Consider the following 12,563-nt stretch of genomic DNA (forward strand, 5'->3'; position numbering starts at 1 on the left):
CCCCTGGCCGCGCCGACACCGACGCCACCCTGAGCGAGAGGCTACACGGGGCAGCAATTGCTGCAAACGAAGATAGATACGGCTATGGCTTTGATTTTTTTGGCCATGCCGGTGACGGAAAGCGGCATCTAGGCCGACGGCGGGGCTTTACAGAGGTTTTGTGCCGTCCATACCATAGGCAAGTCACCGACATCGCGAGCTGCCTGATCGAAGCAGCAGGGAGGAATTCCATGACGATCGAGCGTCTTGAAAACGGCCAACGCTTCTGCCGGGTGCTGCGCTACAACGGCACCGTCTATGTCGCGGGCCTGACGGCGGACGACCTCTCCGGCGACACGACCTCGCAGACCAAGCAGATCCTGGCCAAGATCGATGCCCTTCTGGCCAAGGCCGGCAGCGACAAGACCAAAATCCTCAGCGCCCAGATCTGGCTGCGCGACATTGCCGATTTCGAGATGATGAACACGGCCTGGGACGCCTGGATCGACCGCAGCGCCATGCCGGTGCGCGCCACGGTGGAGGCGCACCTTGCCGGCGACCAGTACCGCGTCGAGATCATGGTGACGGCGGCTGTCGGCTGAGGCCGATTGGGGTGGGCAAACCGGATGCATGAGCTGGTCATCACAGGCGGACGCGTTGCGCTCGACGACGGCTGGGCCGACTGCGATATCGGCGTTGATGACGGCCGCATCGCCGCCATTGGCAACAGCCTTTCTGGCAAAACGCTGATCGATGCAGCCAAGCGCTGGGTCATGCCCGGCGGCATCGACGCCCATTGCCATCTCGACCAGCCGGTCTGGGGCGGTGCGGGCAATGCCGACGACTTCGAATCCGGTACCATATCGGCGGCCTTCGGCGGCACCACCTGCATCGTCCCGTTCGGCATGCCGGGTCCGGATATGAGTACCATCGGCGCCATCGATCGGGCGCTCGATCGCGCCGCGGGCCGTGCGGTGATCGACTACGGGCTGCATGCCGTGGTGACGATGGGCACCGGCGCCGATGTCGAGCAGCAGCTCGCTGCGCTTGCCGGCCGCGGCATCGCCTCGGTCAAACTGTTCATGACCTATCAGGGCTTTGCCGTCGACGACGATCTCTTCTTCAAGGTGCTGGACACCGCCCACACGCTCGGCTGGATCGTCATGGTCCATGCCGAGAATGATGCTGCGATAAGGCGCACACGCCAGAGGCTGATCGATCTCGGCCGCACCGACATCCGCTACCATGTCGTCGCCCACAGCGAGACCATGGAGCGCGAGGCGACGCATCGCGCACTGGCCTTCGCCGAGATGACCGGCGCGCGCATGACCATCGTCCACGTCTCCTCCTGGCAGTCGGCCGAGGAAGTAGCGCGGGCGCAGGCGCGCGGTGTCGACGCCATCGCCGAGACTTGCCCGCAATATCTGTTCATCGGCGCTGCCGACCTCGACCGACCGGCACTCGATGCGGCGCGCTTCGTCTTTTCGCCGCCGCCGCGTTCGCCGCGCAGTCACCAGCATCTGTGGCAGGCATTGATCGATGGCGGCATCGACCTCTGGTCGTCCGACCATTCGCCTTACTACTTCGCCGACAAGATCGGCAGATCGCAGACCCCCGGTTTCACCACCACGCTGAGCGGCATTCCCGGCATCGAGACCCGTCTGCCGCTACTGTTTTCGGAAGGACTGTTGACCGGCAGGCTGACGCTCGACCGCTATCTCGATCTGACCTCGCGCAATGCCGCTGCGATTTACGGTTTCGCCGATCGCAAAGGCAGCATAGCGGTCGGCCTCGATGCCGATCTGGCGTTGTGGGATCCCGGAGCGGCCTGGACGCTCGGCCACGCCGCCTTGCATTCGCGCGTCGACTTCACGCCTTACGAAGGCAGGAGCGTGACCGGCAAGCCGACCACCGTCCTGGTGCGCGGCGTGCCGGTGATCGCTGACGGTGTGCTCAAGGCACAGCCCGGCTTCGGACAATTCCTCTCGCGCACCGCCGCCGATCCGGCTCGCTCGGGAAAACCAGTCGAGGAGACGACGCCATGGCTCGATGCCTGACCATCGCGGTCTGCCAGACCGGACCGATCCAGCGCAGCACGACACGGGCAGAGACGGTCGGTCGCCTCATCCATTTGCTGGAACAGGCCGCCGCAGCCGGCGCGGAGATCGCCGTCTTTCCAGAAATGGCGCTGACCACCTTCTTCCCGCGCTGGCGCATCGACGATCAGGCGGAGATCGAGGCCTTCTTCGAGAGCCCGATGCCGGGGCCGGAAACGCAGCGTCTCTACAATGCAGCAGCCCGGCTCAAGGTCGGCTTCGCGCTCGGCTATTGCGAACTTGCGCAGGAGGACGGCCGCACGCGCCATTTCAACACCATGGATCTGGTCGGCCCGGACGGGCGCTTCATTGGCCGCTATCGCAAGATGCATGTGCCGGGCTCGGCCGAACCGGAAGAAGGCACCACCACGCATCTGGAGCGGCGCTATTTCGAGCCGGGCAATCTCGGCTTTCCGGTCTTCGACTATTGTGGCGTCCGCGTCGGCATGGCGATCTGCAACGACCGCCGCTGGCCGGAAACCTACCGCATGCTCTGCCTCAACGGCGCGGAGGTGGCGGTGCTCGGCTACAACACGCCGCTGCTGCTCGATGAGGCACCGGCGCTGGCGCATCTCAGAATGTTCCACAACCATCTGCCGATGCAGGCCGGTGCCTACCAGAACACACTGTGGGTTGCCGCTGCCGCCAAGGCCGGTCTTGAGGATGGCCAGGCGCTGATCGGCGGCTCCTGCATCATCGCGCCGACCGGCGAGATTGCGGCGCAGGCGATTTCGCTCGGCGACGAGGTCATCGTCCATCGCGCTGACCTCGATCTCATCGCCACCTGCCGGAAGGTGAACTTCGACTTCGCGCTCTATCGTCGCCCGGATCAATACAAGCTTATCAGTGAGCCGATGGCGGTATCGAGTGTCTGAGATGAGCGGCGGTCGAGCCTTCGGATGCGGGACAGCGCAATCACATATGGCATCGCCAGTCCCCCACTCCGTCCGCTTCGCGGCCACCTCTCCCCCATGTCCATGGGGGAGAGGAAACCCAAGCCTTTCGAGGCAGCGACCTCAGCGATTGGCATTTCCTCTCCCCCACGAATGTGGGGGTAGAGGTGGCTCGGCGAAGCCGAGACGGAGTGGGGGAGCGCCGTACGCGAGTGCCCTGAGGTGCAGAGCATGACAGCCGATCCGTTGTCCCTAAACGAAATCGTCGAGAACGGGCTGTGTATCGGTTGCGGACTCTGCAGGTCGCTCGCCGGCTCGCAAGAGATCGAGATAATCATGACGCCGGAGGGTCGCCTCCGACCAGCCGCTCGTAAGGCGCTCAGCCATTCGACCCTGACGCGGATCAACGCGGTCTGTCCGGGAACGCGCATCGCCGGACCACCGCAGGCGCAGATGGATACCGCCGCGCTGACAGACACAGTGTGGGGCCCTGCCGAGCGGCTCAGCCTCGGCTATGCCGGAGACCCCGAGGTGCGGTTCCAGGCATCGAGCGGCGGCGTGCTGACGGCGCTTGGCCAGTTCCTGCTGACGTCCGGCCGCGTCAACTTCGTCCTGCACGTCTCGGCCTCGCGCTCCGCGCCGATGCGCAGCGAGCGGCGCCTGAGCTTCGATGCCGCCTCCGTTCTCGACGGCGCCGGCTCGCGCTACGGGCCGGTCGCGCCGCTGGAGGATTTCAGCGACATCCTCGCGCGCGGCGAACCCTTTGCCCTGATCGCCAAGCCTTGCGACATCACCGCCGTGCGCAATCTGGCCCGGCACGATCCACGTGTCGATGAGTTGATGCGCTATGCGCTCACCTTTGCTTGCGGCGGCGCATCCGACCTGTCGAAATCGGAACAGGTCTTGCAGCGCTTCGGCCTCGCCGAGGACGAACTCGCGTTGTTTCGTTACCGGGGCTACGGCAATCCCGGCCCCAACCGGGTCGAGACGAAGGACGGCCGCGCTTTCCAGCTCACCTACCGGCAGCTGTGGGAGGATGAGGACAAATGGATGATCCAGCCGCGCTGCAAGATCTGTCCCGACGCCATCGGCCAGGTCGCCGACATCGTCGCTACCGATGCCTGGCTGAATGGCGGGCCAGCGGTCGACGATGAAGCCCTCAACGGCATCATCGTGCGCACGAGGCGTGGCCTCGAATTGTTCGACGCGGCGGTGGCAGTCGGCGCGCTGGCGATCAAGCGCGGGACAAGCTTTGCCGAACTCGGGGAGTTGCAGTCGCATCAGACGCGCAAGCGCCGCGCGGTGTGGGCGCGGCTGAAAGGCATCGAGATTGCCGGCAAACCGGTGCCTGTCGTGACCGATCTTGCCCTGGAGGATTGCGCCCGGCAAAACACGCTGGCCGACAATCTCTCCGAAGGCCGCGGCGCCCGCGACCGCGCCAAACGCGGGCGGCTGGGTGAACCGCGTGCGGTGCCGCGCCTGAACGAAACAGCCATGGTCAAGGATGGATGTCCATGAGTGTCCCTGAGGAAACGGATGTGATCGTCATTGGCGGCGGCATGGCCGGCGCCGGTGCAGCCTTCGAGATTTCTCGCACCGCAAAAGTGGTGCTGCTCGAGCGCGAGAGCCATTGCGGCTACCACACCACCGGCCGCTCGGCGGCAAGCTTTACCGAGAACTACGGCAATGGCGTCATCCGCCGCATCGTGCTGGCCAGCCGGTCGTTCCTGACCGAACCGCCGGCCGGCTTTTCCGATTATCCGCTGCTGAGCAAGCGCGGCATGATTACGGTCGCGCGGGCAGATCAGCTCGACCTTCTGGCACAGGACCTGAAGGCCGCGCAGGCGCTGGTTCCGTCCATTGTCGCCATGACGCCTGCCGAGGCGATTGCACGCGTGCCGGTGTTGCGCGCCGACTATCTCGCCGGCGCCTATATCGAACCGCATTCGATGGACATCGACGTCAACGGCCTGCACCAGGGGTTCCTACGCGGCGCCCGCGCGCGCGGCGCACGGATCGTCACCAATGCCGGCGTCAAAGCCATCGACAGGCAAGGCGGCCAATGGCGGGTCGAAACCTCGGCCGGGACCTTCCTCGCAGCGCGGATCGTAAATGCCGCCGGCGCCTGGGGCGACGAGATCGCTGTCATGGCCGGCGTGCGTCCGGTCGGCCTGCTGCCGAAACGCCGCACCGCCTTCAACATACCGGCGCCCGCCGGCGTCGACATATCGGACTGGCCGCTGGTCAACGATGTCGGCGCCGAATTCTATTTCAAGCCGGATGCAGGACAACTCTTCGTCTCGCCGGCCGATGCGACGCCATCGGAGCCGATGGACGCCTATGCCGAGGACATCGATGTCGCGATCGGCGCAGAGCGTCTGGAAAAGGCCACCATGATCGAGGTGCAGCGCGTGTCGCGCTCCTGGGCCGGCCTCAGGACTTTTGTCGCTGACGGTTCGCCCGTCGTCGGCCCGGATGACGAGGTGCCGGATTTCATCTGGCTGGTCGGGCAGGGCGGCTATGGGATCAAGACCTCACCCGCACTCTCGCGCGTCTGCGCCAGCCTAATCGGCGGCGGCGGCATGCCGGATGATGTCGCCAGGCAAGGCGTGTCGCTGGCAGACCTCACGCCGCACCGGCTGCGCTTACCTCAATCCACGCGGGTTGCCTCATGAGCGATGCCGCACTGACGGCCGGCGGTATTCTGGCCGGACGGCTGCTGGAGACGCTGGCGCAAGCCACCGCCGACGCACCGGGCATCACGCGGGTCGCCTATGGCCCCGGCGAGCGCTTTGCCCACGGTCTGGTGCGCGAGGAAGCTGAAAGGCTCGGCGCGGTCGCACGCGTCGATGCTGCCGGCAATCTCTATTTGACGCTGAAAGGTCGCGACCCGGCTCTGCCGGCAATCGTCATCGGCTCGCATCTCGACAGCGTGCCGCATGGCGGCAATTTTGATGGCGCCGCCGGTGTCGTGGCCGGGCTGGCGGTGATGGCCGAATTGGTCGGGCAGAGCATCCCGTTGTCTCGCGATCTCATCGTGCTGGTGACGCGCGCCGAGGAAGCGATGTGGTTTCCGTTTTCCTATCCCGGCAGTCAGGCCGCGCTCGGCTTGCTTGACCCCGCAGCGCTGGAGGCGAAGCGGTCGGACAGCGGACGCAGCCTTGCCGACCACATGCGCGAGGAAGGTTTTGATCCCGACGCCGTGCGGCGTGGCGTTCCGGGCATCGATGCCGGTCGCATCGCGGCTTTCGTCGAAGTCCATATCGAACAGGGGCCGCGTCTGGTCGCCGCCGGCGTGCCGGTCGGCATCGTCACCGGCATTGCCGGCGGCTTCCGCTATGTCGATGCCAAATGCTTCGGCGCTTACGCCCATTCCGGCGCCGAGCCGCGCTTTGCCCGGCACGACAGCGTGCTTGGTTTCGCCGATCTGGCCGCCGGCCTGGAAGCGGAATGGGACGCGCTTGAGCGCGACGGCCACCAGGCCACCATCACCTTTGGCCGCGTGCAGTCCGACCCCACGCAGCATGGCGGCAGCCGCGTGCTCGGCGAACTCGGTTTCACCCTCGATGTGCGCAGCGCCGAGGCCCGTGTGCTGGAGCGGATCGAGGCGCGGCTGCACCTGCTGTTCGCCGAAGTCGGCGCCGGGCGCGGCGTCACGTTCGAAGCCGGGTCACGCTTCACCTGGGAGCCCGCAACGATGTCACCGGCATTGATTGCGGGACTGGACCATGCCGCCGCCGATCTGCAGATGCCGGCGCCGCATGTGCCGAGCGGGGCAGGGCATGACGCCGCCAGCTTCGCCGGCGCCAATATCCCGACCGCCATGCTGTTCGTGCGCAACGAGAATGGCAGCCACAATCCGCATGAGGCGATGGAGGTCGCCGACCTCGATCAGGCGATCCGTCTGCTCCTGCGCTTCGTCACTGACTTCGACAAGGACCAGCCATGAACCGCGCCGCCTTGCTCGTCATCGACCTGCAGAACGAATACCGCCCCGGTGCCGCCTGGCCGGTCGTCGGCTATGACGCGGTGCTCGCCAACGCCGCCCGCCTGATTGAAGCCGCCCGTGTTGCCGGAATTCCCGTCATCCACGCGCAGGCCTGGGTGAAGCCGGAGGAGCGCGCCGGCTATGCCAGGCAGGAAGAGGTCCTGACCGAGGAATTCCGCTCTGCCGTGGCGGGCAGCGAGGGCGCCGACATCTGCGCCGAAGTGGCGGCGTTGCCCGGCGACATCGTGATCCACAAGCACTGGCCGAGCGCCTTTCGCCGGACCGATCTTTCGAAACGACTTGCCGACCTCAAGATCGAAAACCTTGTTGTCACCGGCGTGCTCACCGACAGCTGTGTCACCGAGAGCGTGTTCGACGCGGTCTATCAGGGCTTTCGCGTCTGGCTGGTCAAGGAGGCCTGCGGCAGCATGAGCGAGGCCATGCACCGCACCGGCATGCTCGACATGGCCAACCGTCTCTATGGCGGCGGCGTCCTGCGCATCCCTAAGGCGCTGAAGGCGCTCGCCGGCGAGAGCTTTGACGGCTGGCGCTGCACGCGGCCGGTCGAGTTTGTCTATACGCTGGAGACGGTCGACAGCCTCTACGAAGCGCTGTGATCCGCGCCGCACCCGCACGCGCCCCTGACGATCGTTTTTGAGGAAGCAGGCTTGAGCACCGCACCCGGCAGCGCCCCGGTCGCTCTGCCGCCGCTCCATACGGAAACACCGTTGACGAAGACGTGCTCGATGCCGGCAGCAGGCTGGCGCGGCTCTTCGAAGGTCGCGGTGTCGATGATCGTCGCGGGATCGAAAATCGTTAGGTCGGCGAAATTGCCGACCGCAAGCGTGCCGCGCTGAGCTATGCCGAATTCACGCGCGGGCAGGCCGGTCATTCGGAACACCGCCTCTTCCAGACTGAACAGGCCGACATCCCTGGCGTAGTGGCCGAGCACGCGCGGAAATGTCCCCCACAGACGCGGATGCGGGTGGATGTCGTGCGGCAACCCATCGGACCCGACCATGGTGCGCGGATGGGTAAGGATGGTGCGCACGTCAGTCTCGTCGAGCTGGAAATAGACGGCGCCGGCCGGCAGCAGCCGTTCGCCCGCCTCGCGTTCCGTGCACTTCCATTCGCGGGCAATGTCGGCCATCTCGCGCCGCGCCATTTCGGGATGTGGGTCGGACCAGGTGATGAGGATTTTCAGTCCGGTGTCGCAGCGCTCGAGGCGAAGCACCGTCGAGCTCGCGGCATAGGGGTAGACATCCATGCCGATGTCCATCGTCTTGCGCGCCCGGTCGATGCGTTTCAGCGAAGGTCCGCTCTTGCCGAAATTGGCGCGGCCGGTGCACTGGTGGTGCGAGATGAACAGCTTGCCGCCGGCATGGTCGGCAATGTCGATGGCCTCCTCGATCGCCTCGTCCATCGTCTCGAAATAATTGCGCGTGTGTGTGACATAGGGACCGCCAAGACCTGCCGCCGTGGCCGCCAGCGCCTTCACCTCCTCGGTCGAGGACTTCACAGCCGGCGGATAGTCGAGCCCGGTGCTAAGCCCGAACGCGCCCTCGGCCATCGCCTGCGCCACAGCTTCCTCCATCGCCGCTGTCTCCGCCTCATTGGCGGGGCGGTCGGTCACAGGCATGCAGCGCTGGCGCAAGGTGGTGTGGCCGACGAGCAAGGCCGCGTTCGTGGCGATGCCGCGCTTCTTCAGTTCGGCGATATAATCGGCAAAACGGTCGAAGTGAAAATTCTCCTGGCCGCCGACCAGCGTGAAGGGCGGCGGCGGGGCGCGATCCAGCAGCAAAGGCGCAAGGCTGATGCCGCAATTGCCGGCGATCACCGTCGTCACCCCCTGGCTGATCTTCGGCACCATGCCATCGGGTGCCAGCAGCGCGCCGTCATCATGGGTGTGCACGTCGATGAAGCCCGGCGCGACTATCTTGCCCGAAGCGTCGATCTCTTGTGCACCACGTGCGTCGCCCAGGTCGCCGATGGCGGCGATCCTGTCGCCGTCGATGGCGACGTCGGCCTCGAAGCGATCGGAACCGTCGCCTGAAATCAGCGTCCCATGGCGGATGACGAGATCGTATGGCATTGCTGTCAGCCGTCCGGATTGGCGGCGATCTCCTCGCGGCGGCGCGCGACATAGGCGTCGAGCTCCTCGCGGATCGCGGGATCCATCACTGGCTCCTCGTAATCATGCAGTGCCTGCTGCCAGAGTTCGGTGGCGCGTTCCAGCGCATCCTTGCCGCCGGCTTCCTCCCAGGCGCCATGGTTTTGCCAGTTGGACAGCATCGGCTGGTAGAAGGCGGTGGTGTAGCGCGACATCGTATGTTCGGCGCCGAAGAAGTGACCGCCGGCCGGCACCGACTTGATCGCCTCGAAACCGAGATCGTCCTCCTGGAACGGCAGCGGCCGCAGGAACTCCATCATGTTCTGCAGGATCTCGACATCGAGCACGAGCTTTTCGTAGGAGGCCGTCAACCCGCCTTCGAGCCAGCCCGCCGCGTGATAGATCAGATTGGCGCCGCCGAGCACCGCGCCCCAGGTCGCCATCTCGGTCTCGTACGCCGCCTGCAGATCGACGACGTTCGAGGCATTCGCATTGGAGGTGCGATAGGGCAGATTGTAGCGCCGCGCCAACTGCCCGGCGATGATGTTGGCCTTGGCGTTCTCCGGCGTGCCGAAGGCCGGCGCGCCCGACTTCATGTCGACATTGGAGGTGAAGGCGCCATACATCACAGGCGTGCCTGGATTGACCAACTGCGTCAGCACTACGCCGAACAGCGCTTCGGCGTTCTGCTGGCAAAGCGCGGCCGCCAGCGTCACCGGCGTCATTGCGCCCATCAGCGTGAACGGTGTCACCGTCACCGGCTGGCCGTGCTCGGCCATCGCGATCAGGCCTTCGGCCATGGCGTCGTCAAACAGCCGCGGCGAGTTGATCGAAATGATCGTCGTCACACCGGGCGAAGCCCGCATCTCCTCGACGCTGATGCCGCGCGCAATCGCCATCATGTTGATGCCGTCCATCGCCCGGGCGCGGCCGATCGCCGTGCAATGGAAGGAGAGATCGCTCAGCGTCAGATTGGCATGATAGGTGTCGAGATGCCGCTCATTGGCCGGCAATTCCATCGGCGCCACCACCTGGTTGCCGATGATGTGGATGGCGTTGAAGTGGTGCGCCAGCCGGATGAAGTTCTGGTAGTCGAGCAAATTGCCCTGGCGGCGACCATTGATGCGGTCATGCACATTGGGCGGACCGGCGACCAGGCCGAACACCAGCGAGTTGCCGCCGAGATGCACCTGCTTTTGCGGGTTGCGGCTTGTCAGCCTGAAGGAGGACGGAACCGCCCGCAGCGCTTCGGTAACCAGACTCTCGTCGATCCGGATGGTCTTCTCCTCGCGGTCGACAATGGCGCCGGCAGCAGCGAACAGATCCATCACCTTGTCGCTCATCACGCGAATGCCGAGTTCCGACAGGATGCGCATCGAGGTATCGTGCAGCCGCTGCATCCGATCCTCGTCCAGCAGCTGCATCGGCGGATAGGGGTTCTCGACATGCTGCCAGGGCAACTGCGCGATGCCGCCGCCGCTGCGCCCGATCTTCGATCTGCGGCCCCCGCCGCGTCTGTCATGCGTCATGTATCTCTTCCCTTCGGGTCTCTTTTTTTCGCAATTCCGGACGGAAAACCGCTTCACACTTTTCCTGGAATTGCTTAGTAGCCGCGCTCCGGATTGACAGTGTTTTCCAGGGTCTGGCCGCTGCGGTAACGCGTCAGATTGCCGGCAAACATCCGCACAGATTTGATGTCCCAGCCTTCGTAGACGGCCGCGCAATGCGGCGTGATGGCGACATTGTCGTAGCCCCACAAAGGATGGTCCGCCGGCAGCGGTTCGGTGGTGAAGACATCGAGCGCCGCGCCCTTGATCCGCTTGCCGTCGAGGGCTTCGAGCAACGCTGCTTCCTCGGTCACGCCACCGCGCGAAATGTCGATGAGCACGGCTGACGGCTTCATCGCCGCGAAGGCCGCCTTGCCGAGCAGGCCACGCGTGCTGGCCACCAGCGGCACGCAGCAGACGATGAAGTCGGCGCGACCGAGCAGGGCAAGCAAGGCATCCGGGTCGTGCACCTCGTCGAGGCTGGGCATCGGCTTTGGCCGGGCGCGGATGCCGAGCGTTTGCATGCCCATCGCCTTGGCGCGCTCGGCGACGGCCGCGCCTGTCTTGCCAAGGCCGATGACGAGAACCGTCTTGCCTTCGATCGGCTCGACGCGGCCGCCGCCCCACTGGCGTGCCTGCTGGCGACGGCCGAAGCCGCGCAAATCGAGCGAGAAGGACAGCATGGCGCCCAGCGCATATTCCGCCAGCATGCCGGCGGCGACACCGGCTGAATTGGTCACCGTGACATGCGCCGGGTCCCAGCGTCCGAGGTGGTCGGTTCCCGAACCGCCGACCGACACCCACTTCACGGTCGGGCTCTCGACAAGAGCTTGGCGCGGAAAGCGCGGCGTGCCGTCGAAGCGCACGGTGTAGACCACCACGGCCGCTGTCTTCTCAATCAGAGCCGGCAAAGCCGCGTAGGTATCACAGGTGTGGACGGTGAGGTCAGGATGCGTCTCCAGAAGCACCGCCATCGCTGCCGCCGGCCGGTCGGTGTGCAGGATGATGGTGGGGTGAGCCGACATGTTTTGCGCCTCAGCCGCGGCCAATGTGATCGACTGAAGCGCCGAGCGCGGCAATCAGCGTCTTGCCGTGCTCCAGCGTCGCATTCTCATGCGGCGCACGCAGGTTGATCCAGCGCTTGTCGCCGGAGCGCACCGCCAGCACCGCCTTCATCGCCGGGATCAGGCCGGCATCCTGAATGACTTTCCGAAAGGCTTTGATCGCGGCATCCGCTTGCGCGACGTCCTTGCCTGCGATTGTCGCGTCGTAAAGCGCCCGGATGGCGGCGGCGTTGAGATTGACCGTCGCCGAGATGCAGCCCGCCGCGCCGCTGGCCAGCCCCTTGGTGAGCTGCGCCTCCGAACTGGGGAACACAGCAACCGCAGGTGCTGCCGCGATCACCGCCGCCGTGTTGTTCCAATCGCCGGCGCTGTCCTTGTAGGCGACGACCGTGTTGGGAAACGCCGCGCTAAGTCGCGCAGTCAATGCAGAGCTCACCGGCACGCCGGAGTTCTGCGGGATGTGGTAGAGGATCATCTTCAGCGCCGGGTTGCCCACCCGCTCAATCAGCTCGCTGTAGTAGCGGGCTTGGCCGTTGTCGCCGGCAGCCGTGTAGAAGAACGACGGCAGCACCATCACGCCGGCGCAGCCGAGGCCGACCGCATGCTTCGACAGCTCGACCGTTTCGGGCAGTGCGGTGACACCGGTGCCGGGCATCATCCGGGTAGGCGAAATGCCGGCCTCGACCAGCCATTCCAGCGCTTGCATGCGTTCGCTCAGCGAGAGCGACAGCGCCTCGCCCGTGGTGCCGAACGGCGACAGGTAATGCGCGCCCTGGTCCAGCACCCATTTGGCGTGCGAGATCCAGAGGTCGCGGGCGATGCGGCCATCGTTCTCGAACGGCGTCAGGATCGGGGCGATGGTTCCTTGCGGGCGGGTCATTGATGT

At 65.6% G+C, this 12,563-nt stretch carries 11 protein-coding genes; 7 read left to right on the forward strand and 4 right to left on the reverse strand.

The genetic code is table 11. The annotated features are described in order from the left end of the window. Positions 1 to 230 precede the first annotated feature (230 nt). The 7 genes from AC1DYC_RS29670 to AC1DYC_RS29700 all read left to right on the forward strand — a co-directional run bounded on the left by AC1DYC_RS29670 (position 231) and on the right by AC1DYC_RS29700 (position 7,573). On the forward strand, positions 231 to 581 hold the full coding sequence (locus AC1DYC_RS29670) for a RidA family protein (protein WP_477343716.1): 351 nt from the start codon (positions 231 to 233) through the stop codon (positions 579 to 581). A 24-nt stretch (positions 582 to 605) separates the two neighbouring features. Next, a complete protein-coding gene (gene hydA, locus AC1DYC_RS29675) occupies positions 606 to 2,036 on the forward strand; it encodes a dihydropyrimidinase (protein ID WP_477411241.1) in 1,431 nt (476 codons plus the stop codon). Continuing rightward, the gene (locus AC1DYC_RS29680; protein ID WP_477411242.1) at positions 2,021 to 2,950 is read left to right on the forward strand and encodes a nitrilase-related carbon-nitrogen hydrolase; all 930 of its coding nucleotides are present in this window, start codon (positions 2,021 to 2,023) and stop codon (positions 2,948 to 2,950) included. Before hydA ends, AC1DYC_RS29680 begins: the two co-directional genes overlap by 16 nt. Positions 2,951 to 3,199: 249 nt before the next feature. Beyond that, positions 3,200 to 4,486 carry a Coenzyme F420 hydrogenase/dehydrogenase, beta subunit C-terminal domain gene (locus AC1DYC_RS29685; protein WP_477411243.1) on the forward strand — a complete coding sequence of 429 codons (1,287 nt, stop codon included), beginning with the start codon at positions 3,200 to 3,202 and terminating at the stop codon, positions 4,484 to 4,486. Next, positions 4,483 to 5,643, forward strand: a complete 1,161-nt coding sequence (locus tag AC1DYC_RS29690) for an NAD(P)/FAD-dependent oxidoreductase (protein WP_477411244.1) — start codon at positions 4,483 to 4,485, stop codon at positions 5,641 to 5,643. The genes AC1DYC_RS29685 and AC1DYC_RS29690 overlap by 4 nt, the downstream gene beginning before the upstream one ends. Next, the gene (locus tag AC1DYC_RS29695; protein ID WP_477411245.1) at positions 5,640 to 6,917 is read left to right on the forward strand and encodes a hydantoinase/carbamoylase family amidase; all 1,278 of its coding nucleotides are present in this window, start codon (positions 5,640 to 5,642) and stop codon (positions 6,915 to 6,917) included. Before AC1DYC_RS29690 ends, AC1DYC_RS29695 begins: the two co-directional genes overlap by 4 nt. Further along, complete coding sequence (locus AC1DYC_RS29700) at positions 6,914 to 7,573, forward strand: cysteine hydrolase family protein (protein ID WP_477411246.1); 660 nt, start codon at positions 6,914 to 6,916, stop codon at positions 7,571 to 7,573. The genes AC1DYC_RS29695 and AC1DYC_RS29700 overlap by 4 nt, the downstream gene beginning before the upstream one ends. Here AC1DYC_RS29700 and AC1DYC_RS29705 read toward each other — a convergent pair. From AC1DYC_RS29705 to AC1DYC_RS29720, 4 genes are all read right to left on the reverse strand, one after another. Then, a complete protein-coding gene (locus tag AC1DYC_RS29705) occupies positions 7,558 to 9,048 on the reverse strand; it encodes an N-acyl-D-amino-acid deacylase family protein (RefSeq protein WP_477411247.1) in 1,491 nt (496 codons plus the stop codon). The two genes, AC1DYC_RS29700 and AC1DYC_RS29705, sit on opposite strands and share 16 nt — an antisense overlap. A gap of 5 nt (positions 9,049 to 9,053) precedes the next feature. Beyond that, positions 9,054 to 10,595 carry a trimethylamine methyltransferase family protein gene (locus AC1DYC_RS29710; RefSeq protein WP_477411248.1) on the reverse strand — a complete coding sequence of 514 codons (1,542 nt, stop codon included), beginning with the start codon at positions 10,593 to 10,595 and terminating at the stop codon, positions 9,054 to 9,056. A 74-nt stretch (positions 10,596 to 10,669) separates the two neighbouring features. Continuing rightward, entirely contained in the window at positions 10,670 to 11,638 is a 969-nt protein-coding gene (locus AC1DYC_RS29715) for a D-2-hydroxyacid dehydrogenase (protein WP_477411249.1), read from the reverse strand. A 10-nt stretch (positions 11,639 to 11,648) separates the two neighbouring features. Next, positions 11,649 to 12,557 carry a dihydrodipicolinate synthase family protein gene (locus tag AC1DYC_RS29720; RefSeq protein ID WP_477411250.1) on the reverse strand — a complete coding sequence of 303 codons (909 nt, stop codon included), beginning with the start codon at positions 12,555 to 12,557 and terminating at the stop codon, positions 11,649 to 11,651. Positions 12,558 to 12,563: the final 6 nt, after the last annotated feature.

Source organism: Mesorhizobium sp. P2_E7, from assembly GCF_056403855.1.

Excerpts from the sequence above, each read along its gene's own strand:
- AC1DYC_RS29700 (WP_477411246.1), top strand. The coding sequence starts at position 6,914 with ATGAACCGCGCCGCCTTGCTCGTCATCGACCTGCAGAACGAATACCGC.
- AC1DYC_RS29705 (WP_477411247.1), bottom strand. The coding sequence starts at position 9,048 with ATGCCATACGATCTCGTCATCCGCCATGGGACGCTGATTTCAGGCGAC.
- AC1DYC_RS29670 (WP_477343716.1), top strand. The coding sequence starts at position 231 with ATGACGATCGAGCGTCTTGAAAACGGCCAACGCTTCTGCCGGGTGCTG.
- AC1DYC_RS29690 (WP_477411244.1), top strand. The coding sequence starts at position 4,483 with ATGAGTGTCCCTGAGGAAACGGATGTGATCGTCATTGGCGGCGGCATG.
- AC1DYC_RS29710 (WP_477411248.1), bottom strand. The coding sequence starts at position 10,595 with ATGACGCATGACAGACGCGGCGGGGGCCGCAGATCGAAGATCGGGCGC.
- AC1DYC_RS29715 (WP_477411249.1), bottom strand. The coding sequence starts at position 11,638 with ATGTCGGCTCACCCCACCATCATCCTGCACACCGACCGGCCGGCGGCA.
- AC1DYC_RS29685 (WP_477411243.1), top strand. The coding sequence starts at position 3,200 with ATGACAGCCGATCCGTTGTCCCTAAACGAAATCGTCGAGAACGGGCTG.
- hydA (WP_477411241.1), top strand. The coding sequence starts at position 606 with ATGCATGAGCTGGTCATCACAGGCGGACGCGTTGCGCTCGACGACGGC.
- AC1DYC_RS29720 (WP_477411250.1), bottom strand. The coding sequence starts at position 12,557 with ATGACCCGCCCGCAAGGAACCATCGCCCCGATCCTGACGCCGTTCGAG.
- AC1DYC_RS29680 (WP_477411242.1), top strand. The coding sequence starts at position 2,021 with ATGGCTCGATGCCTGACCATCGCGGTCTGCCAGACCGGACCGATCCAG.
- AC1DYC_RS29695 (WP_477411245.1), top strand. The coding sequence starts at position 5,640 with ATGAGCGATGCCGCACTGACGGCCGGCGGTATTCTGGCCGGACGGCTG.